Raw genomic sequence first — 24,371 nt, 5'->3', positions numbered from 1 at the left:
GCCATGACGCCTTCCGCCGCCAACCGACGAGCCTCCGTCGCCCTGTTACTCGCCTGCGCGGGCACCTTCCTGAGCTTTCTCGACGCCACCGTGACCAACCTGGCGGTGCCGCCGATCGCCGACGACTTCGACGTCTCGCTGACCACCGTCTCGTGGGTCGCCACCGCCTATGTGATCCCGTTCGCCGCCCTGCTCGCCCCGGCCGGCCCGCTGGCCGATGCGGTCGGCCGGGTCCGCCTGTTCCTGATCGGTGTCGCCGTCTTCACGGCATCGTCGCTGCTGATCGCCGTAGCCCCGACCCTGCCCGTGCTGCTCGCTGCCCGCGCCGTCCAGGGGCTGGGGGCGGCTCTGCTGGTCCCCGCCTCGCTGGGGCTGGTGCTCGGGGAGATCCCCGCCGAACGCAGGCGCGCCGCGATCGGCGCATGGAGCGCCGCGGGCGCCCTGGCCGCCGCAGCGGGACCCGCCATCGGCGGCGTCATGGTCGAGGTGCTCGACTGGCGCGCGCTGTTCTGCCTCAACCTGCCGGTGGGCATCGGGGTGCTGATCGCCGGAAGGAAGCTGCTCACCAGCGAGCCCCGCACCGGCAAAGGGCCCGACGTCGCAGGCGGCCTGCTGCTCGCCCTCTGCGTCGGCTCGGCGGTGTACGGCCTGACGCAGGGCACCGACCACGGCTGGTCCTCGGTGTACGTGCTGGCCGCCGCCGGCGTCACCGTGCTCGCGGGCGTGGCGACCGTGATGCGGGCGCTTCGGCATCCGCGACCGGCGCTGCGACTCGACCTCTTCCAGAGCCGGCCCTTCGCCGTCGCAAGCGGCGTCTCACTCGCGTACGGCGCCGCGCTGTTCACCTCGATGCTGCTCGGCGTGCTCTTCGTGACCGACGCCTGGAACTACTCCGCCCTGGAGGCCGGCCTCGCGATGAGCCCGGCGGCGCTCGTCACCGCCGTGGTCGGCATCGGCATCGGACGGCTCCCCGTCACCCTCACCCCGCGCACGATGGTGGCGGCGGGCTCGACCCTCATCGCCACTTCAACGGCCGCCCTGGCCCTGCTGATCGACACCGAGCCACACTTCTGGACGCTGTGGCTGCCGACCGGAACCGTGATGGGAGTCGGCGTCGGCATGGCCACCGTCGGCATCTCCAGCGCCGCCGCCTTCTCCGTCGCGCCCCAGCACTTCGCCGCCGCGACAGGCATGGTCATGGCGGCCCGCCAGATCGGCGGCGGCCTCGGCATCGCCGCCACGGCCGTGATCATCGCGGAGGTCTCCGGCGCCGGAGCGGAACCGTATGCCGCCGTGTACTGGTTCGCCACCGCCGTCAACCTGGCCGCCGCCGTCGGCGGTCTCGCCCTGAGCATCACGGCCCCACCCCCGCCGCAACCCGCGACCTCGGCCGACCGAGCCCCGGCCGCCGCCCGAATCCTCAAAGGAGACCAGCGATGACCTCCCAGCCGGACCAGCCCTCCGTCCAGGATCTGCCCGCCGACGCCGCCGAGTTGTCCGACCCGTACTGCGTGGCCCCGGACGCCGCCGCCGAACTACTCCGCGATCTCCCCTGGAACCGGCTGGCCGTGCTGGGCGACAGTGTCACCGCCGGCGTGATGGAGCCCCTCCCGGGCTACCGCGACCGATCCTTCGCCGACCGCTTCACCGACGCCCTCGCGGCCACCCGCCCCGGCTTCGCCGCGGTCAACCTGGCCAAGCCTCATCTGCTCCTCGACGAGATCCGGGACCAGCAGCTCGGCCCCGCCCTGGACTTCGAGCCGGACGTGGTGATGGTGAGCGCGGGCGGCAACGACGCCTTCCGCGGTTTCGACTCGGATGCGCTGCGGGCCGAACTGGCCTCGTTCCTGACGCCCCTCGCCGAGAGCGGCGCCCTCGTCGTCACCATCGGCCTGTTCGACCTCGCCCGGTCGGGCCTCGTCCCACCGGAACACGCCGACGGCATGGCCCGCCGCTTCGACGAGCTCGACCGCATCACCGCCGGCCTGGCGCACGTACTCGGCGGCATCCACGTCGACACCCACCACCACCCGCTCGCCACCGACCCAGGCATCTACGCCACCGACCGCATCCACGCCAACGCCCGCGGCCACGCGGTCGCCTTCGCCGCCATCGCAACCACTCTGGCCCAGCGCGCCTGGAAGCACGCAGGCGACTGACCACGTCTCCCTTGCCCAGTCAGCCGGGTGCCACCGTCAACGGCGCGCCACGGCGGAGGCAGCCGAGCCGGTCGGCTATGCGCAACTGGGAGCGCCGCACCGCCGTACCGCCGCTGCCTGGAGACCGCGGTCCCTCGGTGGACGAGGTACGGGCGAACCAGGTCTGCGCCTCGTTGTCGGAGAGGACTCTGGCACCGGCTGTGAGGGATCGGGGCTTGGTGGCTGACGACGAGTTGAGTACGTCGGGTCCGCAACGGAGCACCTCACAGGGCCGCGCGGATCGGTGTCGAGCCCCGGCCTGCCTACGATTCGAGGAATCCAAGCGTCTGTGCGACGAACTCGTCGTGGTACTGGAAGATGCCGCCGTGTCCGGCATCCCGGTAGAGGGGGACCAGTTCGCCCCGGGGCAGCCGCGCGGCCAGGTCGAGTGTGTTCTCGCTCGGCACCATCCGGTCGCTCTCGCCGTTGGCCACCAGGACCGGCTGGCCGATGCGGGACAGGTCGGCCGGCGGCTGAAGGCCCCATCGGTGGATGGCCTTCAGCTGGGCGCGGAACGACGTCAGCGATATGGCTTTGTCGCGGTCCTCTGTGCGCTCCTTCAGTCGTTCCAGGAAGGCGCGCGCTTCCCGTCGGCCGTGCTCGGTGTCGGTGAAGAAGAGGAACTGCTTGGGGTCCTTGCCGGTGAGGAAGCCCTTCAGGGTGTCCCGCAGGGTGAGTGCGGTGACCTTGTCGATGCCGGGGCCTCCGGCGGGGCCTGTGCCCGCGAGGATGACCTTGCGCACCAGCTGCGGTTCCTCCGCCGCGATGACCTGGGCGATGAAACCGCCCATCGACAGGCCGAGCAGGTCGAGCTCGAAGCCCAGGGCACGGATGAACAGCACCGCGTCGCGGGCCATCGCCTCGATCGTGTCAGGCGTGGAGCCGCCCGACGCACCGACTCCGCGGTTGTCGAAGGTGATCACCCGGCGCCGGGCGGCGAGTCCGTCGATGACGCGGGGATCCCAGTTGTCCAGTACCGCGGCGAGGTGGTGGAGCAAGATCAGCGGTACGCCGTCTCCTTCCGGGCCGATCTGCCGGTAGACGAAGTCGACGCCGCGCACGGACACCGAACGATTCGGCGCGTCTGTGCAACGAGGGGGCGGGCGTGGGGCCGGGGGAATTCCGCAGTGCGCTCATGATCGATATCGATTCTTGTGGGGATGGCGGTGGCAGGGGGCGGGATCCTCCCGTTGCCCGGGGCTTACCGATCGTGTCGTGGTGGGGGCCGGCCTCACGGCCGGCCCTCACGTCATCGCGACGACGACCTTGCCGGCCTTGGCTCGGCCCTTCTCGGCGTACTCCATCGCCTCGTGGGTCTGGTCGAAGGGGAAGACGCGGTCGACGATGGGGCGGATCTCTCCGGCGTCGATGAGCCGGGTGAGTTCGCGCAGCTGGTCGCCACTGGCCTTCATGAACAGGAAGGAGTAGGTGACGCCATGGCGCTTGGCGTGGCGCCGGATCTTCCAGCTCAGCGCGTTCATCACCTGCCGCAGGACCGGGTTCACGCCAAGCTCGCGGGCGAAGTTCGCGTCGGGAGGCACGGTTAGGCTGATGGCCTTCCCGCCGGGCTTGAGGACCCGCAGGGACTTCTCCAGGGTCTCGCCGCCGAGGGTGTCCAGGACGACGTCGTAGCTGTCCAAGACCTCCTCGAAGTCCTGTGTCCGGTAGTCGACGACGACGTCCGCACCGAGCTCCTTGACCAGGCTCGCGTTGGCCCCGCTCGCGGTGGTGGCCACGTGGGCGCCCAGCTGCCTGGCCAGCTGGACGGCGATGGTGCCGAAGCCGCCGGAGCCCGCGTGGATCAGGACCTTCTGTCCTGGCTGGACCTGTGCCTTCACGACCAGCGCCTGCCACGACGCCAGGGCGACGAGGGGGAGGGAGGCGGCCTCCGCCATGGTGAGGGTGGCCGGCTTGGGCGCCAGGTCGTTCTGGTGGACGGCGATGAGTTCGGCGAACGTGCCGATACGGTCCTTGTCGGGCCGGGCGTAGACCTCGTCGCCCACCGCGAACCGGGTGACGTCCGATCCCACCTCGACCACCACCCCGGCGAAGTCGTTGCCCAGGATGAGAGGGAGACGGTACGGGAGGATCACCTTGAAGGCGCCGTCGCGGATCTTGAAGTCCAGCGGGTTGACGCTCGCCGCGTGGACCCGGACCAGGACGTCGTCGGCGCCCACCTGCGGGTCCGGGACCTCGGTGACGCGGCCGCCGCCCTTGTCGCGGTACCGCTCGATCATGAACGCCTTCATCGTCGTCTCCGTTCCCGTCCGCAGGGGGACGTGGCTGCTGTTCGTCCCGGGATTCTGCCAGTACGACCCACTTTGTGGGGTTTGTTTCGGTTTGCTGGAGCCCTCTGCGATCCGGCGGGCATCCGTCGCCGGCGCGGTATCTGTGGCCGGGCATCAAGGCCGCCGGTGGGGCGATGGCGCCTCATGCCGCAGCCCCGCCTCGATGCCGGACAGAGCCTGGGCGGCGACCTGGTCGACCCCGTGGTCGGCAGGAACGCTCGCGGCCATGTCGGTGTCCATGTATCCGACGTGCAGCGCCGGGACGGCGGTACGCGGTGGGGGCCGCGGCCCGGATCGACTCCTCGTCCGTCACATCGAGCCGCAGCGGGGCGACGCCCGGCAGGTCCACCGTCTCGGGGCGCCGGGCCGCCGCATACCCCGTCGTCGCTCCGCGCTCCACGAGCTGGGCGGCCAGATGGCGTCCGAGTCCACGGTTGCGCCGGTGACCACCGCGACCGCGCCCTTCAGTTCCATGCCCACTCCCAGCGTTACGGGCGCTGTCAGGCGGCCCGCAAAATTAGATTGCAAGCACAATCTAAACACGTTGCTAGAATAGATGCCAGTCGACATCCAAACGGGAGGTGGCCAATGGGCCGCGTATCGCAGGCGCAGGCGCAGGCGAACCGCCGAAGGGTCGTGGAAACCGCGTCTCGCCTCTTCCGGGAACAGGGGACGCACGTCAGTGTCGCCGACCTCATGAAGGCGGCCGGCCTGACGCACGGCGGCTTCTACAAGCAGTTCGCCTCCAAGGAGGCGCTCATCGACGAAGCCACAGCCCACGCCTTCGACGAACTCACCCAGCACTATGTGGAGGGACTCGAACAGCACGGCGGGCAGCGCGGCGCCGCCCAGCAGGCGATGATCGACACCTACCTCTCCCCCGAACACCGCGACAGCCCGGCGGACGGGTGTCCCGTCGCCGCACTCGCCACCGACATGGCGCGCGAGGGCGAAGACCATGAGGCCCGTCGGACCTACACCGAGGGCGTGCGCGACTTCGCCGAGTGGCTCGCCACCGAGGACCAGGACGGCATCACGCGGCTGTGCACCATGTTCGGCGCACTCGTCCTGGCCCGAGCCACCAACGGTTCCCCGCTCTCCGAGGAGATCCTCACCGCTGCGCGCACGGCATTGGCGGCAGCCGACTGATCAGTGCCATGTGCCGGGCAGCCGGCCGCGGGATATTTGCTGCTACGTCGCCGACGGCACAGCCTGCTCCCCCCAGCACGCCCCCGTACAACCGCCCGCAGGTGGACCCACTGCGTTGCCCGACGACCGGCTGATCCAGACGAAACTGGTCGGAGGTCCGATGCCGCAGCTCGGTCCCGGTCGACCCTTGGTGCAAGCGGATGAGGACGCCAGTCATGGTCGACTCCCCCTTGCGGGCCTTCAGTTGCGAAGGCACCAGGCACTACGTTGCGGCTGTGATCAATGACGCGGTTCCGAAGGAAGCTCGGTGGGTCGTCCTCGTGGAGGCCGAGACCTGCCCCGGTTACGAGGAAGACCATCGATGGCAGCTCGTCGCAACGCATGCTGTCTCGGACGGAGGTCGTGCGGCGGCTGACAGACTGGCACGCAAGCTCGCCATGGAGTATGTCCCCAAAGGGGTCAGCGTCGCCTCGGGGGACACACCCGCACGCAAGGTGTTCCGAGTCGCCGACGGCTCATGGCTCGTTGAGGTCCGGGGAATTGACCACAAGGGAATTCTGTGCCGGATAACCACCGCCGAGCTTGTGCGTGAGTGGAAGTACGTGCGTGCCGGGGAGACCTCGGCGGAGCGCAGACGCCGACTGTTGGGCCAGGCCTAACAGGCGGTACGCAGTCACCGGTGAGGGTTCGCCGACTGACCGAGCAGGAGGGGCAGAAGCTGCAGCGGATCGTTCGTCGGGGAAGCACCAGTTCGGTGCGGTACCGGCGGGCGATGATGCTGCCGGCCTCGCCGGGCGACGGCGCCCGGTCCCGGCGATCGCGCAGCCGGTCCAGGCCGACGAGGACACCGTCCGGGACGTGATCCACCGGTTCAGCGAGATTGAGCTGGCCTGTTTGGACCCTCAATGGGCGGGAGGCCGGCCGTGACGGACGACTTCCCCGAAGCGCTGTTGCCGCGCAGAACGACCAAGTCTTCCCCTCGCAGCAGACTCGGAGCGCCACTACGCCGGGCCGTGAGTCACAGCAGGAAACGGCCCCAGCCGCCCGCCTTCCACCTCACCGAGTGAAGATCACCAACAACCCCCGGGCTTTCCCCCTGGCCGACTTCGATGCCGATGGTGCAAGCCCGAAATCGGACCACCCCGCCGCTTGGTCGTCCAGGCGAACTTCTCGGCCTCCTCCGAGCAGGCGCCCGTACACCCATTCCCAAGGCCCGCCCTCCAGTAAGGGGTGGAACCACCGTCAACTCGGGTCGTACTTCTCACCCTTGACGAGAATTGCAGCGCGGGTGTTGAGTTCGCAGCCAGGGTGCAGTGACGTCAACGTACGTGGCTAAGGTGATGCGACGATGCCCATCCCCGACTCTTATTTAGACGCTACGGCGTTGAACGGCACCCCGGAGGCGGCTTACGCCAGCCATCGGGCACGGGCTCTGGGAATCGCTCGCCATTACGCCCATACACATCCTCTGGCCGGTTTCGTTCAGGCGGGCGGCAGGGAGTTCGATGAGAACGCCGCCACCGCGCTCATTGCCCATCTCCACGCCGCGGCCGCGGACCCGGTATTCGCCGCCCCCGGCGCCGAGCCCAGTCGCACCCTCGTCCCCAAGGTGCTGCGGCAATGGCACCCGGGAAAGGGCGAGGTCGGTACGAGACGCGACTACGACATCGCGCTCAAGGGTCTGCTGACGGCTGTCTGCCGCTACCCCGACCTGTTCGGCGCCGAGGACCACGACTTCATCCTCGGCACGCTGATCCCCGGCCACATGTCGGGCGGCCACCGCCCGGAGATCGAGATCTACGAGGTGACGTTCCTCAACATCGACGTCCCCGAGACCGAGAACCATCTGCTCATGATCGAGAGCTGCCGGTACCTCTACAACCAGCTCCTGCATGACCGGAATTCCGACGTCCAGTACGACAACGAGAAGAACGGGCTGCGCGACTGGCTCCTGGGATACCTGCAGCGGGTCGCCAAACACGACTTCCTGGAATTCAACTCCCGGCCCTACGCCCGCCTCGCACTGCACCCGTTGTTCAACCTATACGACTTCGCGCGAGACGACCAGATCCGCACGGCTGCCCGGGTCCTGCTCGACTACACCATGGTCAAATACGCCGTCTCCAGCAACCGGGGACGCCGCGTGAGCCCCTTCCGGCGTCAGCAGCACCGGATCAACCACACCGCGAACGATCGCAACGACCTGTTCTCCAATTTCGGCGACCAGGTGACGGGCATGTTCGCCGCGTATACGGGTTTCATCGACTTTGCCGGGAATCCCGCCCGCTTCCCGGCCTCCCTCACCGACAACGCGCTGATCGCGGGGACGAGCTCCTACCGTCCGCCGGCCGCGGCCTACCTGATCGCGATGGACCGCACGACGCCGCCCGCGCTGCACCGCTTCTTCCACGGCAGCCGTCCTCGCCTCACCGCGTCACCCGACGACGCCGACGGTGGCCTCGAGATCTACTACCACTCGCCGTCGTTCCTGCTGACGGCCGGAGGCAACTTCCTCAACAGCGGCTACGGCAAGGACGAGTTCGACATCGGTGTCAACAGTTGGGAGCAGACCTCTCGCGCCCAGGCCACCACGCTCATCCCGACCGGCGCCGAGGTCGCCTTCGCCGACCTGATCAGGTTCGAGCCCTGGCCCGATCTGCAGCTCGATCCGTATGCCGTCAACAGATACGACCCCGACGAGGACCCGTTCGCCGAGAAGATGTCCTCGGTCAACCTCGGGGTCCACCGCGGCATCATGGCGGGCGCGAACCTGCGTCCGGCGGAGAAGAAGACCGTCGAGGAGCAGTCCAGCTCGCACGGACCGGCGGTGTGCGAGCACAAGGGCCGCCTGTATGTGGCGTGGAAGGGCTCGGGCAACGAGAACATCAGCGTCGGGACGGCGCAGACCACCACGCTGTTGGGCATCGACGGCGTCGAGGGGCTCCAGGGCGTCGTCACCCATGGATTCACCACCGAGGTCGCTCCGGCCATCGCCTCCCAGAACGGCCTGCTCTACCTGGCCTGGAAGGGCGCCGGGAACAACCAGCTCAACCTCGCCGTCTCCGCCGACGACGGGCGCACGTTCTCTTCCGCCACGACTCTCGGCGACCACTCCGACATGGCGCCCGCGCTGGCCGCCCACAACGGCCGCGTCTACCTCGCCTGGACGGGCGAGGGAGAGCAGCAGCTGAATGTGGCCCGGGTCGTGCTGATCGGCAGCACCGCGGGCAGGTACGACATCGAGGGCATCGAGCGGAAGACCGTCCTCGGCGACACCAGCGACGGCGCCCCGGCGCTGACCTCCAACTCGGGACGGCTGTTCCTGGGCTGGCGCGGCTCCGGCAACGAGGAACTCAACCTCGCGTTCTCCGACGACGACGGCCTGACGTTCCACGGCAAGCACATCTTCGCCGAGGACAGTACCCACGGCCCGGCCCTCACCACCCACGACGACCTGCTGTATCTCGGCTGGCGCGGATCCGGGAACGAGAACCTCAACGTCGCCCGCGTCGGGCTGTACGCCAGCACCGCCGGCGACTTCGGCATCGACGGGATCGCGTCCAAAGTCTCCCTCCCGGAGATCAGTACCCAACCGCCCGCCCTCGGCTCCGCGGCCGGCTTGCTCCATCTCGCGTGGAAGGGTGAGGGCGCCGACAAACTCAACCTGCGCGTCACCCGTGACGGCTCCTTCACCGCACCCGGCCCGTGGATCTTCGCCGACCTGTCCCACCTCGGCATCCACCTGGCCGTCTACCGCGCCCCCGCCGCGTACACTCCGCCGCCACCTCCGCCCTTCCTACCCGCCCTGGACACCCTGGGGTTCGTGTACGCCGCCGAGGCCTCGGCCGGTGCCTTCGACGACTTCCGCACCCGGATCCTGCAGGCCAACACCCACCTGCCGGCCGTCCTGGAGCACGGCTCGTCCCATGTGTTCCAGGCCCCGGACGGCACCCGCTTCCGCATCTGGTTCAGCCACCAAGGACGCAAGTACCGCGCCCGCATCACCGACGAAAGCGGCGACACCCCGGACCTGGACACCCTGCCCCTGGTCAGCGGCGAGTTCCTGCGCTCGGACGGCCACACCGGCCGGCTGGAGATCCACACTCCAGGCTCCGACGCCCCGCTCGTCCTCGACTACCGGACCGCGCTCGACCCCGAACGCACCGGCAAACCTGCCTGTCCCACCTGGTACGACAGGCTGTGGGCCGCCTACACGGACCTGGCCGTCGACCGACTCCGCAAGGGCGAGACCACCATCGCCCGGTCCCTCACCCGCGAGACCCTGGACGAATTTCGCCAGGCCCGTCTCGACACCCCCGAGCTGGGCACCGCCGAACTCTCCGCCGCCGCCGAGAAATTCCACGCCGTCGCCCGCGCCGCCCACCCCACCGACGTCCCGCTCCAACTGGCCGCTGCCCAGAACGCCTGGCAGATCTATCAATTCCTGGCCGCAGAACAGCCGCCCGCCCCCGACCTCGCCTCCCGCATCGCCGACCTGCCCGGCTACCTGGCCTTCGGCGCCCCCGTCATCACCGACGCCACCGCCGCAGCGGCCCTGGCCCGCGACCTCTACGCCCGCCTCCCCGGCGACCACACCCTCGACATCGCCGCCGTCTGGACGAACGAGGCACAACTCCACCACGAGGCCGCCTTCCGCCCGGGCAACCCCGACCCACCCGCCGAACTCGCCCACCAGCGCCAAGCCGCCGCCGAAGCCCTCACACTCCTCGACCCCCTGGTACACGCCGCGCCCGCCACCGAACTCTCCCGCATCGCGCCCCACCTGGCCCGCCTGATCGGAGTCGCCTCCTTCGGCTCACCCGACTCCACCCCCAGCGTCCGCGCCACCAACCTGCTCCGCCACGTCTACGCCGCTCTCCCCGGCGATCACCGCCTCAACCTCGCCGAGGCCCTTGTCGCCCTGGCCGTCCGCCACCACGAGACCGCCTTCGTCCCCGGATGCCCCGACCAACCCGCCGAACTGGCCCGCCAGCGACAGGCCGCCGCCGAAGCCCTCACACTCCTCGACCCCCTGGTACACGCCGCGCCCGCCACCGAACTCTCCCGCATCGCGCCCCACCTGGCCCGCCTGATCGGAGTGGCCTCCTTCGGCTCACCCGACTCCACCCCCAGCGTCCGCGCCGCCAACCTGCTCCGCCGCGTCTATACGGCTCTCCCCGGCGACCACCGCCTCAACCTCGCCGAGGCCCTCACCGCCCTCTCCCAGCGCCACCACGAGACTTCGTTCGTCTCCGGCACTTCTGACCCCGCCGCCGAGCAGACCCACCAACGCGACGCCGCGGCTGAAGCCACCACCCTGATCCTCACCCTCTCCGAAACCCTCCCCACCGGTCCCCCGGCAGACCGCACCCGCGCCGCCACCCTCCTCGACCGTCTCATCAGCCTCCTCCTCTTCGGCGCCCCACCACCCCCCGACCCCCGCACCCTCGAACTCCAATCCCTCGCCAACTCCGCCACGACCCTCCGCGACACCCTGCGCTCCTGAGTTCGGCCTGTCCGCGCGCGGTAGTGCGGCGGTATCGGTAGTTCTTTGCCTCCCGGCTTCGCCGTCCTGGGGGCGCGAAGAGACACCAGGCTCAACGGGCCAACAAGTCCTGGATCGCCCCCGCGATCTCGTCGGGTGCCTCCTCGGCCATGAAGTGCCCCGCTCGGGTCAGCCGGTGATCCACGTCCGGAGACCACGCCTTCCACACCGCGGCGGCGTCGTAGCCCAGTTGCGCGCCCCAGTCCTGCTGGATGACCGTCACGGGCATGGCCAGCTGCGACCCGGCGTCCAGGTCCGCTTGGTCGTGCAGAACGTCGATGCCCGCCGAGGCCCGGTAGTCCGCGACGACCGACGGCACCGCCGCAGCGCTCGCCCGCAGGTACTCGGCACTCACCTCCTGCGGCATGGCACTCGGGTCGTTGGCCCAGGCGTCGAGGAACGAGCCGAAGAACGCGTCCGCACTGTTGGCGATCATCGTCTCCGGAAGGCCCGGCGGCTGCGCCATGAGAAAGAGGTGGTAGCCGACCGCCGCCGAGGCGCCGTGCAGGACGTTCCACATGTCGAGCGTCGGCACGATGTCGAGGATGCCCAGGTGCGTGATGGTCTCGGGATGGTCCAAACCCGCCCGGAAGGCGACCAGGGCGCCCCGGTCATGGCCGACGAGGGCAAACCGCTCGTGGCCGAGCGCCGCCGCCAGGGTCACCACGTCGGCGGCCATGGTGCGCTTGGCGTACACATCGGGGTCGGTGGCCGCCGGCTTGTCGCTGGCGCCGTAGCCCCGCAGGTCAGGACAGATCACCGTGTGCTCGTCGGCGAGCCGCTCGGCAACGTGTCGCCACATCAGGTGGGTCTGGGGGAAACCGTGCAACAGCACGACCGGGGTGCCGCTGCCGCTGCCGCCGACAGCGGCAGCCAACTCCACACCGTCCGCACCGGGCAGACGGATGTGATCGAAGCCGGGAAGGGTGAGCGTCATGAAGGGCCATCTTTTCTGCTGGGGACTGACCGGCTCAGCGTGGGCGACGGCGATCAGCAGCCGATCAGTACGGTTGGGCGCGGTCGACCCCTGGCACAGAGGATGAGCGCATGCGAATCGACGTGCTCGGTGCCGTGCGGGCCTTCCACGACGACGGCAGCCCGGTTGAACTGGGCGGACCGCGCCATCGCGAGGTACTCGGCCGACTCGTCGCCGCCGAGGGACGGATGGTCACCACCGACACCCTCGTCGACGACCTGTGGACCGATCCGCCGACCCGCGCGGTGGGCGCTCTGCGTACGTTTGTCGCCACGCTGCGCCGCTCCCTCGAACCCGACCGGCCACCCCGCAATCCCCCGCGCGTACTGGTCACCGAAGGTCCCGGCTACGCACTGCGCCTGCCGCGCGAGAACGTGGACGTCCATCGGTTCCAGGACACCCTGGCCCGCACCCGCCGCGCCCCCGAGGCCGTGAGCGACCTCGGCGCGGTACTCGCGGACTGGCGCGGACCCGCCTATGCCGACGTGACCGGCTCCGCATGGGCACAGCGCGAGCGGACCCGGCTGGAGGAGCTGAGGTTGGAGGGGGTGGAACTGCGCGCCCGCATCCTCCTCGACTCCGGGGAAGGGGCCGATCTCGTCGCCGAACTGGGTGCCCACGTCGCCGAACATCCGTGGCGCGAGCCGGCCTGGGGGCTCCTTGCCCGCGCCCTGTACCGCGCGGGCCGCCAGGCCGACGCGCTGGCCACTCTCCGCCGCGCCCGAACAATGCTCGTCGATCAACTCGGGCTCGACCCTGGTGCCGACCTCCAGCGCCTGGAGACGGACATCCTCAACCGGTCCGCACCCCTCGAAGGCGCACCTCCCGCGTGGACCGGCCCCGGTGTGCGGCTCGGCCCGCGCACCACCGTGCACCTGGCCCGCACTCTCGCCCTGGCGGGTGGCGACGCGCTCGTCCACTCGCGCCGCGACCGCCTCGCCGCCGTCCAGGCCGCGGAACGCACGGGAGACCCCTTGCTGACCGCCCGGATCATCGGCGCCTACGACGTGCCCGCCCTCTGGAGTCGCGCCGACGACCCCGAGCAGTCCCGCGCCGTCGTCGCAGCCGCCGAACGCACGCTCACCGCACTCGGCCCCGACGGCCCCGCCGACCTGCGCACCCGCCTCCTGGCCACGGTCGCCGTCGAGAGCCGCAGCGCCGATCAGTCCGGGACCGAGCTGAAGCGCGCGCAGCAGGCGGCACGGCAGGCCGAGGCGCTGGCACGGGACCTGGCCGATCCCGCCCTGCTGGCGTTCGCCCTCAACGGAGTGTTCCTGCAGTCCTTCACCCGCCCCGGGCTCGCAGCCCTGCGGGACGGGATCGGCGCCGAGATCCTCGACCTGGCCACCGGGCACGGGCTGCCGAACTTCGCCGTACTCGGCCGGCTCGTCCGCCTGCAATCCGCCTCATCCCTCGGCGACCTCGACGCCGCAGCCTCGCACGCCGAGGCGGCCGAACGGCTCGCCGCCACCACCGAGGCGCCTCTCGTCTCCGTCCTCACCGGCTGGTTCCGGGCCCGGGCCACGGCCGCCCGCAGCACGGAACCCGGTGGACCGACCCCCGCCACGGCCGCAGCGCACTACCGCGCTGCCGAGGACGCCCTCCGGACGGCCGGAATGCCGGGCCTGCACCGTGGCCTGTTCGCGCTCGCACTACTGGGGCTACGCCTGCTGCACGACCGGCCCGCCCCCACCGATCCGCACCTCGACTGGGGCCCGTACCGACCCTGGGCGCGACCCCTCGTCCTGCTCGCCCAGGACCGGGCCGAGGAGGCCCGTGCCGCCCTCGCCACGGTGCCCGAACCACCGCGTGACCACATGCAGGAGGCGCTGTGGTGCCTGACCGCCCGCGCCGCCGTACGCCTCGACGACGGCGAAACCGCCGCACGCGCCGAGGCTGCCCTGCGCAATGCCCACGCAGAACACGCCGGCGCCTCCAGCGGAATGCTGACCCTGGGCCCGGTGACGCGATACCTGACAGAGGCGCAGGCATGCGCGGGGACGGGGTAGCGACAGCGATCCGCGAACCACACTGCTGAAGCCAGTCGGTTCGGCCGCGAGTATGGGCTGGTCTATCGCCCAGATCCGCTGACCGGCAGGCCACACGCAGTCAGGTTGCGCTGACACCTTGGGTCCGATGTTCTCGAACGAGTGGCCGCCCAACCAATGGCGTCGATCCCACTCGGCCGATGTTCGGGGCGGGGCGCGTGTCGCCGTTCAACCGGAGCGGGCGATGTGACGGAACTGGTCAATGGCTGCTCGCTTGTTCCGCTCTCTTCGGTGGGTCGCGTCTCTTCGGTGGGTCGCGCCGGTCGCTGCCGCGTTGGCGATGGAAGAATTCTCTCGGCTGCTGAGCGTGTTTTCCGCAGCAGAATCCCTTCCCACGCCTTCCTCTGCAATGAGAGCCCAGGTCGGCAGGCCCGGGCTGCCGACGCCCGTGATCGACCTGGGAACCTGGAGGGATCAACGATGGGCCTGAGCAATCCGCGATTTGCCGACGACACTGTGCTGCAGGAGTGCGCGGCGAACACCCACGTCATGGGGCCGCAGGAGAAGGGGCTGGCGGTGCGTCGCGTCCAATGGGCGCTGCTGGACCTGGGGTTCGACCTGCCGATGTTCGGTGCTGACGGCGACTTCGGTTCCGAAACCTTCGGCGCCGTCAGCGCATTCCAGGAGTCCCGCGGTCTCTCGCAGGACGGCAAGGTCGGCCCGCAGACGATGAACCGCCTCGACAGCGAGCCCCTACCGAGCCTCGACGACCAACAGATGCACTACTCGGACCGGCGCTCGTTCTACAGCAACCGCGCACTGGCGAAAGCCCGGAATGCCGAGCACGCCGAGTGGCTGCCGGAGGCGGGGTGGGCGGCAAACCGAGCGCGGATCGTCGACCTGTACGGCTACTACCGCGACCTGTACCTCGCCGCACCGAAGGAGCTGCTCTGGGCCGGTCTCGGACGCATGGCCGGGGGCGCGGTCGTCGGCGGGCTGGACAGCGACCCCGGCTTCATCGAGCAGTCCATCATGGTGCGGATCGGCCGGGACATCTTCTTCGACCTTGCCTGGCTGCACGAGGCATTCCTGGATCATCCGAGCGAGGCCATCAAGCTTGGCCACCTGCACGACCGGTTCAACGAATACACGACCTACGCCGCCCTCGTGCCGACCTTCGCCCCCGGGTTCCCCACCCGCTCCTACGGAGCAGCCTGGAACAAGATCACCACTGGCCTGGTCGCCGAGGGCAACCGGGACCTGCTCGAAAACGAGCAGAAGTCGATCATTCCGCCGCACTACGAGGTGCTGCGTGCCTTCGTATTCTCCGGGCTGCCCACGCCGTTCACCAACAACATCCACCCCTACCATCGCGCGTTCATCCGCGAAGTGCCGACCGGGGACATCCTGAACACTGATGACCGTTGGCGCTGGATCACGTTCCCGGACGGGATGTATCAGCGCTGGGACGACATCGGTTTCGACGAGCGCATCCGGCTGACCAGCCTGCCCTTGGACGATCTGGTCGCTGGCCGCTTCGGCCCAGCCGGGCGGCCCGACCTGCTGCCCCTGGGCGGTCCATAGGTGGCCGAGCGCGCAGTGGCGACGCGGTGGTTACGGTACGACAGTCGGCGGAGCAATCTCAGTCGGGCCCGCGCCTTCGACATCCAGCGCCGCTGATGCAGCAGCTCCGCGCTCGATCGATCAGGGCACCTGTTCCTCACAGGACCGTTTGGCCCTATGCATCGACGCACCAGAACTCCGGCCTGCGGCACTTGTCCCGCTCCGGGCGGACGCAGGTGCCAGTGCCCCCGGCGACGGGAGATCGCGATGCCGAAGGGCCCGCGCACCCAGAAACGCCACACCGAGCCGACTCTCACGGCGCGTCAGGCCAAAGCCTGACGGTGTGGCAGGTAGCCGACGGTCCGTCACCCGGCGGGTCGCCCCAAGTGGCGGGCGGCCCATTCCCCACCGAGCGTGGATCACGTCGGAGCGGGACCGCAACCAGCTGATACCGCGTCAGCCACCCCCCGCCGGCAGAAAAGGATCACACATGCACCCTGCACGCACCCTGCTCGCCACCGCGGCAGCCACCGCCGCCCTCCTCCTCGGCGCTCCCGCCGCCTACGCCACCGCACCCAACAACGACCACGAAGACTCCTCCCACAGCAAGGACCACGACAGCAACCAGGACTACGGGCACGACAGCGAGGACTCCTGGAACGGCACCAAGCACGAAAAGAAGGACGAGGAGGACTGGAACGGCAAGCACGACGAGAACACCTGGAAAGACGACCACGACGAAAACTCCTGGAAGGGCGACCACGACAAGCCCAAGGGCGGCATGCACACCGGAGGCGGCGCACTCGCCACACCCACAGTGACCGCCGGCGGCCTTGCCGTCCTCGCCGTCGCCGGCACCGGCCTGTACGCAGCCCGCCGCCGCAAGAACTCCACCACCCTGGCCTGACCATGCCCCACGCCATAGCCACCGCGGCCGCCACGCACCTGCCGCGTGGCGGCCCACGGCCACCAACGAACCGCCCCCACCACAGGTGGACACCCCATGACGACTCCCCCCTCTGACACGACCCGGCCCAAGCCCAGATTCCGCGCCTGGGTACTGGTCATGACATGCCTGGCCCTCACCGTGCTGGCCATGACCGTCTTCAGCGACGACGAGCCGACCCCACCCCCCGCACGAGCCGCCACCGCATCAACACCGCCCGCAGGCCAGCCGGCCCGTCATCCCGCACCCAAGCACCTGCCCCGCTCCAAACCCGTACGGCTGCTGATCCCGAAGATCTCCGTCGACGCCCCCTTCACCGAACTCGCCATCGGCCGCACCGGGCAACTCGACCCCCCGCCCGCCGACAACACCAACCTCGTCGGCTGGTTCGCCAAAGGCCCCACCCCCGGAGAAGCAGGCACCTCGGTCGTCGCCGGGCACGTCGACACCGCCACCTCCCCCGCCGTCTTCGCCGACCTCGCCGACCTGAAGAAGGGCGACGTCTTCCGCATCAAACGCGCCGACAGACGCACGGCAACCTTCGTCGTCGACAGCGTCGAAAGCTTCGCCAAGGACGACTTCCCCGACCAGCGCGTCTACGCCGACACACCCCAAGCCCAGATCCGCCTCATCACCTGCGCAGGCGACTACGACCGCGCCGCCAAGGACTACACCGACAACCTCGTCGTCTTCGCCCACCTCAAATAACACCCACACCGTCCGTCGTGCCCCGGCGTGGTCGTCACCGGGCTGCCCATACCGATCGCCAGCCGGCTGATGCGGCTGCCCCCCCCCAACGCGTACTGCTGCGCGCGCTGGTCAAGCAGAGCCCCGGCCTGAAGCGGGACCGCCTCACACACGGATGACCGGCACGCTCCGTTCCACGGTGTACGCGTGGACGGCCGTCAGGACCGTCTGCTGCTCGGCCACGATCCCGGCGACCTGCTCCGACTTGAGCAGGTCGTCCATGGCGGCGCGGCTGTCGGCTCCGATCACGACGCTTGCGTGGTAGCGGCGGAAGGTGGGGTTGTGGTGGCAGACACCGAGCGTGGGGTGCATGTACCGCGTCCAGGGCAGAAAGGTGTACGTCCGCAGGTCGCGGGCGCCGGCCTCGTGGAGCGCGGGGCCGATGCGGTCGTGGACGTAACTCCGGAACACCCGGCCCCGCGCTCCGCGCCGCCGGCGCAGCAGCAGAACCGTGCGGTGTCCTACGGCGTCGTCGTGGCCGTCGGTCCACCAGCGGCCGCCGCCCGGACCGGTGACCTGCCCGAGGACCCGTTCGAACACGTTCTGCTCGTCCAGGTACACCTCCCGCATGTGCATCGGCATGCCGAGCGCGGCGACCGTACTTCCGAAGCGGACCTCGGCCACGCCGTCGCAGCGCCAGTCCGAGGGGACGGTGGTGCCCACGGTGGGCGACGACGGCCAGTAGCCGTGATCGGTCGGCGAGAAGTGCCGCTGCACGTACTCGGCCATGTTGGGCAGCCGCCCGGCGATCTGCGCGTGCGGCCCCTCCCAGTAACGGGTGGCTGACTCTCTCGGCAGGTCCGCGCGGAACCACACCGGGGACATGAAGGAGGTGGTCTTCTCAGGTCGGCTCATGTCTTCTCCTGGACGGACTGGCGAGCGGTGAGTCCGAGGTCCGACTCGGGCGCACCGCTCGTGGGTTGCGCGCTCAGTTCTGAGCGCCCCGCACACGGTCGATGACGTGCGACGGGTCGGCGGGTGGTGCGTCGCCGCGCCAGGCGACGTGCTGGTCGGGTCGTACGAGGACCAGATCCCGTTCATAGAGGGCTCGGGCGTGTGCGTCGCGGACGTCGACGACGCGGAGGGGGACGCCGCGTTCGGCGGCGGCGTCGGTGAGCGCGGTGACGTCCAGGTCGGCGAAGCGCAGCAGGCTGAAGCCGGTGGGGTGGAAGAGGTCGAACAGGGCGCGGCCGTCCTCCAGCAGCACGCTCGGGGGCCTGGCGCCGGGCCAGGTGCTGGGCGTGTACTCGTCCATCGGCTGGCGCGGCGCCCGGGCGCCGGGTGCGGTTTCCGGGCAGATGGTGGGCGAGGTGTCGTAGCGGTAGCCGAGTTCGATGCCGAGGGCCTCGTTCTCCAGGTTGCCCAGGTCGCTGATCTCGCGGCCGATGCGCTGCCGGGTGCGGGCACCGTGCCAGCGTTCGCTGTGCAGGTCGGCCCGGTTGGTGGCCATGATCGCCGCTCGCACGAGGCTGTGCCGCGCGGCGGCCTTGCGGTTGCGCAGGGCCACAGCCCGGCGCTCGTGTGCGTAGGCACGCAGCAGGCCAGGTGTCCCCCAGCCCTGGAGCACCGCGGCGAGCGCCCAGCCGAGGCCGATCGCGTCGCCGACGCCGGTATTCATGCCGTAACCGCCGGTTGGGGTCACCTGATGGACGGCATCGCCCGCGAGCCAGACGCGGCCCCGGCCGAAGGAGTCGGCGACGGTGAGTCTCGGCGTCCAGGCGTTGGCGACCAGCACGTCCATCTCGAAGCGGCCGCCGAGGCGTTCGTAGACGAACTCACGGGGGTCGATGGCATCGGCCGCGCGATCGCGTCGGCGGCGTGGGCCGCGCAGTACACCAGCGCCGCCGTCAAGGACCTGTGGTCCCAGGTGATGGAGCAGTTCGTGGCCGAGGTGACGGCGGCGATCGAGTCCGAGCGCGGCCGCGGGGCCGCTCCGGAGGGCGTTCCCGCCCGCGACCTCGCCATCTCGCTCAACTGGATGGTCGAGCGCGCCCTGTTCAGCACCTTCAGCGGCCAGATACCGGCCGTTGCCGAGGAGCGTCTCCTGGACACCCTCGTCTCGATCTTCATGGGCGCGATCTACCAGCGTTCCGACGGCTGAGCGCGGCCGGCTGCGAGCGGGCGTCCACCCGGCCGCGCGTCACCCGAGGATGATGGCGACCCGAGTCCCGGCGTCGTCCGTGCGGGCCGGGCCGCCTTGGCGGCTTCGGCCCCGGCCGCCACGGCGGACAGGAGCGTTTCGGAGGCTTCAGATGGGGCGAGGCCGCCCTGCTGAGGGCGCCACCCCTCCTGTGCGCCGCTCCCGCGGGCGAACGCCTCGCGGGGTGCGGCGGCTGCCGTTCTCCGCGAGGCGGTTCAAGGCCGCGTCGGGGTGACTCAGGGCATCATCTCGTAGGCTCCCGACAGCGCCTCGACGCGCTGCCAGACGCGCTCCGAGCGCGCCTCGTCGACGACCGGGCGCCGGACCGCGCCGAGCGCCCAGAGCTGCTGTTCCTCGGTCGCGGAGTCCTTGCCGTGCAGCTCGACTGCGTGCGCGGAGAAGTCCCGCACGAGGACGGCGAACAGCTCGTCGAGCACGTCCTCGTCCAGGCCCGTCAGGGCTGCCTGCTCCAGGACCAGCTGCCCGTGGACGACGAGCGCGAAGAGCTGCCCGACGGCGAGGAGCAGGTCGAGGTCCCGGCTCTGCTCCTCGTCAGGAGCGGCCGTGCGTACGAACTCGCAGAGCGCGTCGGCCTGTTCGCGGAACCGGGAGATGTTGGACAGGTGGGCGTACGCGTCGAAGGCCGGCCGCCAGTCGTGGAAACGCACCGAGCCGAGGCCGCGGGCCGGCCCCTGCCGGAAGAGGAAGACGTCGTCGGCCGCGTCGAGGCGGGTCGGGACGGGCTCGTACGCGGCCGGGTCGAGGAGGTGATTGCGCATGAACTTGAGGATCAGCGCCAGGTTGACGTGGACGGTGCCCTCCAGCTTCGGCAGGCCGCGGATCTCGACGGCGGCCTGGGCGAAGTAGTTGTCCTTCTCGAAGCCCTTGGCGGCGATGACGTCCCACATCAGGTCGATGACCTTCTCGCCCTCGGTGGTCACCTTCATCTTCGTCATCGGGTTGAAGAGGAGGTAGCGACGGTCGTCGGGGCCCGCGGTGCGGAAGTAGTCGACGGCACGGTCGCTGAACTGCTTCATGCCGACGAGCCGGACGTACGCGTCGGTCAACTCGCGCCGCACATGCGGGAAGGCGGTGACGGGGCGGCCGTAGAGGATGCGGTTGTGCGCGTGGGTGACGGCCTCGTACATCGCGTGCTCGCAGATGCCGATCGAGGCGGTGCACAGGTTGAACTTGCCCACGTTGACGGTGTTGAGGGCGGCGTCGAATGCGGCGCGGCCGGTGTGCAGGACGTCTTCCGGGGCTACGGGGTAGTCCTCGAGGCGGAACTCGCTGACGTACTTCGACGAGTCGACGACGTTCTTCACCAGGTGGTACGCGGGGTGGCGGCTGTCGGCGGCGAAGAAGACGTAGCCGTCGGGGCCCTCGACGTCGGTGCGGCGGCCGAAGACGGAGACGAGCCCGGCGGCGTTGCCGTTGCCGATGTAGTACTTGGAGCCGGTGGCCCGGAACCCGCCCGTACCGTCGGGCTCCAGGAGCATGTCGGTGGAGTAGATGTCGGCGCCGTGGGCCTTCTCGGACAGGCCGAAGGCGAACACCTCACCCTGGGAGAGCAGTTCCGCGGCGCGGGCACGGGCGGCGGGGTTGTCGCTCTGCCAGACGGGGCCGAGGCCGAGGATGGTGACCTGCCAGGCGTACCAGTAGTCGAGGCCGTAGAAGCCGAGGATCTCGTTGAGGGCAGCAATGCGGGCGGTGTCCCAGCGCTTGTCGCCCTCGCCCTCTGTCGCGGCGGAGGCGGGGGTGAGGAAGGTCGCGAAGAGCCCCTCCTTGGCGGCGAAGGCGAGGAAGTCGCCGAGCCAGGCGCGGGTCCGGTAGTCCTCGATCAGCCGGCGCTTGCCCCGCTCCTCGAACCAGTCGACGGTGGCGCGCAGCAACCTGCGGGTCTCCGGGTCGAAGTGCGCGGGGTCGTAGGTGCGCGGGTTGAAGAGCAGCGCGTCGGCCATGGGTGCCGCCTTTCGGCTGGGAGGGGTGAGGGTAGGTCCGGGTACGGGTCCCGGGGTGGGCTGTTCTCGGCCGGTCAGCGACCGGCGTCAAAGCCGGCGAGTGTGGCGAGGACGTCGTCGAGCCAGGCGATCATCATCCGCTCGTACGCGATGCCGCCGCGCAGCACGACGTGCTGGAGCTCCCGTTCGGCGTCGAGCGGTCCGTCCGCCGGGGGCTCCCCGAAGTCACGGGCCTCGCCGGCGAGATAGTGGGCGAGGCGGTCCGTATGCGCCTGCCGGTGCCGCTCGACCTCACTGATCAGGGCGGCCGGATCATCGAAGGCGGCGCCCCGGACTTTTACTGCCAGGTCGTGCCGTACGCTCTCGGGCTCGGTCGGTTCGTTCAGCCACGCGGAGAGTGCGGCCCGTCCGGGCCCGGCGACGGAGTACTCCTTCTTGTCCGGACGCCCGTATTGCGCAACGTCCCGGACGTCGACCCAGCCGTCGCTCTCCATGCGCTTGAGCACGCGGTAGATCTGCTGGTGGGTGGCGGTCCAGAAGTACCCGATGGACCGCTCGAACCGCCGGGCCAACTCATAGCCGGAGCCCGGCTTCTCCAGCAGGGAGACGAGGATCGCGTGCTCGAGCGCCATGTCCACGATCTTCCTATGCACCTCGTTGCATAGCAACGCTGCCGCGGTGAGACACGGCTCACGGGGCGGACGTGACGCAGACCGGTTGAGGGGGGCCGTGCAGGGCGAGGAAGTGTGTTCGGGCTTGCGCTCATAGCGGCGGTGGCGGATGACGGGCGGCGGGAAGTCCGCGTCGTGATTCACGGATCGCACAAAACGCGGCATGTCACCAACGGCTCGAGCCTTCAAAGACCAGACCCCCAACACTCCGCGTCTCTCACCGGAACGGATCGGCCACGGAGTTGACAGCGCAACTGCGTCGAGAGAGCCTGAAATGAGGCCATGATCGGATTATCTCCAAAGGTCCATACTTCAAGCAGGCTTGCAGGTCATCCCGCCGATGAGCTGCCCGTTTCCCGCGGCGACACATACAGCACGCACCCTGTTCGTTGGCTCGGGCTTTGGAACGCGTGCAATCGCTGAGAGAGGGAGCCTCATGTTCGGTCATGTGCGAACCATCAGCGACAAGAAACCCATCTTCATGATCAAGGTCAGTGTTTATCGCCCTGATCTGACTCTCATCGGCAAGGCCTACACCAACGACGACGGCTATTACAGCGTGGACATTCCCCCCGGGGAATCTGTCACCGTTCTGTTCGACACCCATCACACGCTCAACAATGCGGAGGACTGGCAGCCTTCCCTCGTCGCCAACGTCATCGCGGAAAACAGCAAGCCCTTGGACCGCTACCTGGTGCCCGCCGGCCAGTTCGCCGACACAACGACGGGTGTGGACGTACTCGGCGCGTTCCTGCTCGCCGCAGCGGCGGGCGACGCGGAGAAGAACGGGGAACCCGACGTGGAGAACAGCTACGCGCGCTCCGCGGCGGCACGCCTCTCCCGGATCAAACAGAACACCCTCGCACTTCAGAACATCCAGGCGGCACTTCTCCGATACTTCGAGGAGCACCAATAAAGGACCTTCAACCAGTCCTGCTGGGAAATGAACTGCCGCATCCCGTAGGCCAGATGGGCCTTGAGATTGCCCGCGTCCGTCGCGCGGACCGTCCTCGCGTCGCGAACGGTTGATCAGACGCGAGCGTTCACTGGATTGAAGGCCATGCCGTCCCGGGCCACTCTGTGAGCCCGGAGTGACGGCCGTCCGATCCGCGCCCGCATGGCGATGCGCGGCGAGGGAGGCGAAAATGAGACTAACCAAATAAGAGCCGCCCGATCAGCGGACACGGCGTCGCCTTGAGGGCGGGGGAAGCGAAGAATCCGGACGCCGCGAGCGGGGCATCAAGGTATTCCCGCAGGTGCAGGTAGGAACTCAGGTGATCGCTCATGTGCCGATGGCTCGCCTACTCGGGAACGCCCCTGCTGCTCGACTCGATCCTCTACAAACCGGCGCACTCACTGATCGATCAGAGCCTGCACTCCAAACTGGGTGTCGAGACGACGAACGGCGACGGTTTCGGCGTCGGGTGGTACGCGCAGGAAGACATCGACACGCCAGCCTTGATCAGGGACATCGGCCCCGCCTGGAACAACCGCAACCTGAGGGAGATCGCGGATCATGTCCGCTCCCCGTTGTTCTTCGCCCACATACGGGCGTCGACCGGCACGGCGGTGCAGCAGACCAATTGCCACCCGTTCCGGCACGGCCGTTGGATGTGGATGCACAACGGTGCCATTGCAGGTTTCCCTCTCATGCGCCGCGAGTTGTCCCTGCTCGTCGCCCCTGAGCTGTACTCCGACATCGAAGGAACGACGGACTCGGAGATGATGTTCTACCTGGCGGTCACCTTCGGCTTGGACGAGGACCCGCCGGGCGCCGTGGCCCGGATGGTGGGAGTGGTGGAGCGCAGCGGCCGGGACCACGGTGTGGAGTTCCCCCTCCAGATGACGATCGCCGTGACCGACGGCGAACGCGTATGGGCCTTCCGCTACTCGAGCCAGGGCGCTTCCCGGTCGTTGTTCTACAGCACCCGCGTGGACGCGCTACGCAGGCTGCACCCCGATATGACGTTCCTGCAGGAAGTGTCCGACGAGACCCGCCTCATCGTGTCCGAACCCCTCGGCGACCTGCCGGGTGCCTGGAACGAGGTGCCCGAGAGCAGTTACGGCGTCGTACATGCCGGAGCCGACGAGTTGCATCCCTTCACCCCTCAACCGGCCTGACGCGTCCGCATACTTCGGCCCAGACCAGAAGGCTGATGGGTGTCAGGATTCTCGACGCGCAGCGGGCTGGACCGTCGC

19 protein-coding genes and 2 pseudogenes are annotated in these 24,371 nt (G+C 69.4%); 13 read left to right on the top strand and 8 right to left on the bottom strand.

The genetic code is table 11. From position 1 onward, the window contains the following. Positions 1 to 3: 3 nt before the first annotated feature. Entirely contained in the window at positions 4 to 1,440 is a 1,437-nt protein-coding gene (locus OHT76_RS41680; protein ID WP_328876089.1) for a DHA2 family efflux MFS transporter permease subunit, read from the top strand. Further along, entirely contained in the window at positions 1,437 to 2,159 is a 723-nt protein-coding gene (locus tag OHT76_RS41675) for an SGNH/GDSL hydrolase family protein (protein WP_328876088.1), read from the top strand. The genes OHT76_RS41680 and OHT76_RS41675 overlap by 4 nt, the downstream gene beginning before the upstream one ends. Before the next feature lie 302 nt (positions 2,160 to 2,461). Here the strand turns inward: OHT76_RS41675 and OHT76_RS41670 are convergent, their stop codons facing one another. The 3 genes and pseudogenes from OHT76_RS41670 to OHT76_RS41660 all read right to left on the bottom strand — a co-directional run. Next, entirely contained in the window at positions 2,462 to 3,265 is an 804-nt protein-coding gene (locus OHT76_RS41670; RefSeq protein WP_328876087.1) for an alpha/beta fold hydrolase, read from the bottom strand. Between the two features lie 177 nt (positions 3,266 to 3,442). Then, entirely contained in the window at positions 3,443 to 4,447 is a 1,005-nt protein-coding gene (locus OHT76_RS41665) for an NADP-dependent oxidoreductase (protein WP_328876086.1), read from the bottom strand. A 189-nt stretch (positions 4,448 to 4,636) separates the two neighbouring features. Next, a pseudogene (locus OHT76_RS41660) lies at positions 4,637 to 4,960 on the bottom strand (hypothetical protein); the annotation flags it as partial. A 114-nt stretch (positions 4,961 to 5,074) separates the two neighbouring features. Between OHT76_RS41660 and OHT76_RS41655 the strand changes: the two are divergent. The 4 genes and pseudogenes from OHT76_RS41655 (at position 5,075) to OHT76_RS41640 (ending at position 11,141) form a co-directional block, all read left to right on the top strand. Then, complete coding sequence (locus OHT76_RS41655) at positions 5,075 to 5,635, top strand: TetR/AcrR family transcriptional regulator (protein ID WP_328876085.1); 561 nt, start codon at positions 5,075 to 5,077, stop codon at positions 5,633 to 5,635. Between the two features lie 215 nt (positions 5,636 to 5,850). Then, a complete protein-coding gene (locus tag OHT76_RS41650; protein WP_328876084.1) occupies positions 5,851 to 6,294 on the top strand; it encodes a hypothetical protein in 444 nt (147 codons plus the stop codon). A gap of 20 nt (positions 6,295 to 6,314) precedes the next feature. Further along, a pseudogene (locus tag OHT76_RS41645) lies at positions 6,315 to 6,559 on the top strand (helix-turn-helix domain-containing protein); the annotation flags it as partial. A gap of 460 nt (positions 6,560 to 7,019) precedes the next feature. Further along, the gene (locus OHT76_RS41640) at positions 7,020 to 11,141 is read left to right on the top strand and encodes a hypothetical protein (RefSeq protein WP_328876083.1); all 4,122 of its coding nucleotides are present in this window, start codon (positions 7,020 to 7,022) and stop codon (positions 11,139 to 11,141) included. Between the two features lie 91 nt (positions 11,142 to 11,232). Here the strand turns inward: OHT76_RS41640 and OHT76_RS41635 are convergent, their stop codons facing one another. Continuing rightward, on the bottom strand, positions 11,233 to 12,117 hold the full coding sequence (locus OHT76_RS41635) for an alpha/beta fold hydrolase (RefSeq protein ID WP_328876082.1): 885 nt from the start codon (positions 12,115 to 12,117) through the stop codon (positions 11,233 to 11,235). A 110-nt stretch (positions 12,118 to 12,227) separates the two neighbouring features. Between OHT76_RS41635 and OHT76_RS41630 the strand changes: the two genes are divergently transcribed. The 4 genes from OHT76_RS41630 (at position 12,228) to OHT76_RS41615 (ending at position 17,361) form a co-directional block, all read left to right on the top strand. Further along, positions 12,228 to 14,165, top strand: coding sequence for an AfsR/SARP family transcriptional regulator (locus tag OHT76_RS41630; protein ID WP_328876081.1), 1,938 nt, complete (start codon positions 12,228 to 12,230; stop codon positions 14,163 to 14,165). 225 nt (positions 14,166 to 14,390) lie between these two features. Next, complete coding sequence (locus tag OHT76_RS41625; RefSeq protein ID WP_328876080.1) at positions 14,391 to 15,728, top strand: peptidoglycan-binding domain-containing protein; 1,338 nt, start codon at positions 14,391 to 14,393, stop codon at positions 15,726 to 15,728. A 469-nt stretch (positions 15,729 to 16,197) separates the two neighbouring features. Next, a complete protein-coding gene (locus tag OHT76_RS41620) occupies positions 16,198 to 16,614 on the top strand; it encodes a hypothetical protein (RefSeq protein ID WP_328876079.1) in 417 nt (138 codons plus the stop codon). Positions 16,615 to 16,710: 96 nt separating this feature from the next. Beyond that, positions 16,711 to 17,361 carry a class F sortase gene (locus OHT76_RS41615; protein ID WP_328876078.1) on the top strand — a complete coding sequence of 217 codons (651 nt, stop codon included), beginning with the start codon at positions 16,711 to 16,713 and terminating at the stop codon, positions 17,359 to 17,361. Between the two features lie 144 nt (positions 17,362 to 17,505). On the opposite strand, the gene OHT76_RS41610 is transcribed toward OHT76_RS41615, so the two are convergent. Further along, on the bottom strand, positions 17,506 to 18,255 hold the full coding sequence (locus tag OHT76_RS41610; RefSeq protein WP_328876077.1) for a hypothetical protein: 750 nt from the start codon (positions 18,253 to 18,255) through the stop codon (positions 17,506 to 17,508). 73 nt (positions 18,256 to 18,328) lie between these two features. Continuing rightward, complete coding sequence (locus OHT76_RS41605; protein ID WP_328876076.1) at positions 18,329 to 19,141, bottom strand: FAD-dependent monooxygenase; 813 nt, start codon at positions 19,139 to 19,141, stop codon at positions 18,329 to 18,331. Here OHT76_RS41605 and OHT76_RS41600 point away from each other — a divergent pair. Beyond that, complete coding sequence (locus tag OHT76_RS41600) at positions 19,046 to 19,501, top strand: hypothetical protein (protein ID WP_328876075.1); 456 nt, start codon at positions 19,046 to 19,048, stop codon at positions 19,499 to 19,501. The genes OHT76_RS41605 and OHT76_RS41600 overlap by 96 nt on opposite strands. Positions 19,502 to 19,776: 275 nt before the next feature. Here the strand turns inward: OHT76_RS41600 and OHT76_RS41595 are convergent, their stop codons facing one another. Both OHT76_RS41595 and OHT76_RS41590 read right to left on the bottom strand, forming a co-directional pair. Continuing rightward, the gene (locus tag OHT76_RS41595; RefSeq protein WP_328876074.1) at positions 19,777 to 21,501 is read right to left on the bottom strand and encodes an acyl-CoA dehydrogenase family protein; all 1,725 of its coding nucleotides are present in this window, start codon (positions 21,499 to 21,501) and stop codon (positions 19,777 to 19,779) included. A 74-nt stretch (positions 21,502 to 21,575) separates the two neighbouring features. Beyond that, a complete protein-coding gene (locus tag OHT76_RS41590) occupies positions 21,576 to 22,133 on the bottom strand; it encodes a PadR family transcriptional regulator (RefSeq protein WP_328876073.1) in 558 nt (185 codons plus the stop codon). Between the two features lie 475 nt (positions 22,134 to 22,608). Between OHT76_RS41590 and OHT76_RS41585 the strand changes: the two genes are divergently transcribed. Next, positions 22,609 to 23,088, top strand: a complete 480-nt coding sequence (locus OHT76_RS41585; protein WP_328876072.1) for a carboxypeptidase regulatory-like domain-containing protein — start codon at positions 22,609 to 22,611, stop codon at positions 23,086 to 23,088. A gap of 368 nt (positions 23,089 to 23,456) precedes the next feature. Further along, positions 23,457 to 24,293 (top strand): class II glutamine amidotransferase, encoded by an 837-nt coding sequence (locus tag OHT76_RS41580; RefSeq protein WP_328876071.1) that lies wholly within the window; start codon positions 23,457 to 23,459, stop codon positions 24,291 to 24,293. The last annotated feature ends 78 nt before the right edge of the window (positions 24,294 to 24,371 follow it).

Source organism: Streptomyces sp. NBC_00287 (assembly GCF_036173105.1).
In the GTDB taxonomy this organism is placed as follows: Bacteria; Actinomycetota; Actinomycetes; order Streptomycetales; family Streptomycetaceae; genus Streptomyces.
This window is presented reverse-complemented; position numbering and strand designations above follow the sequence as displayed.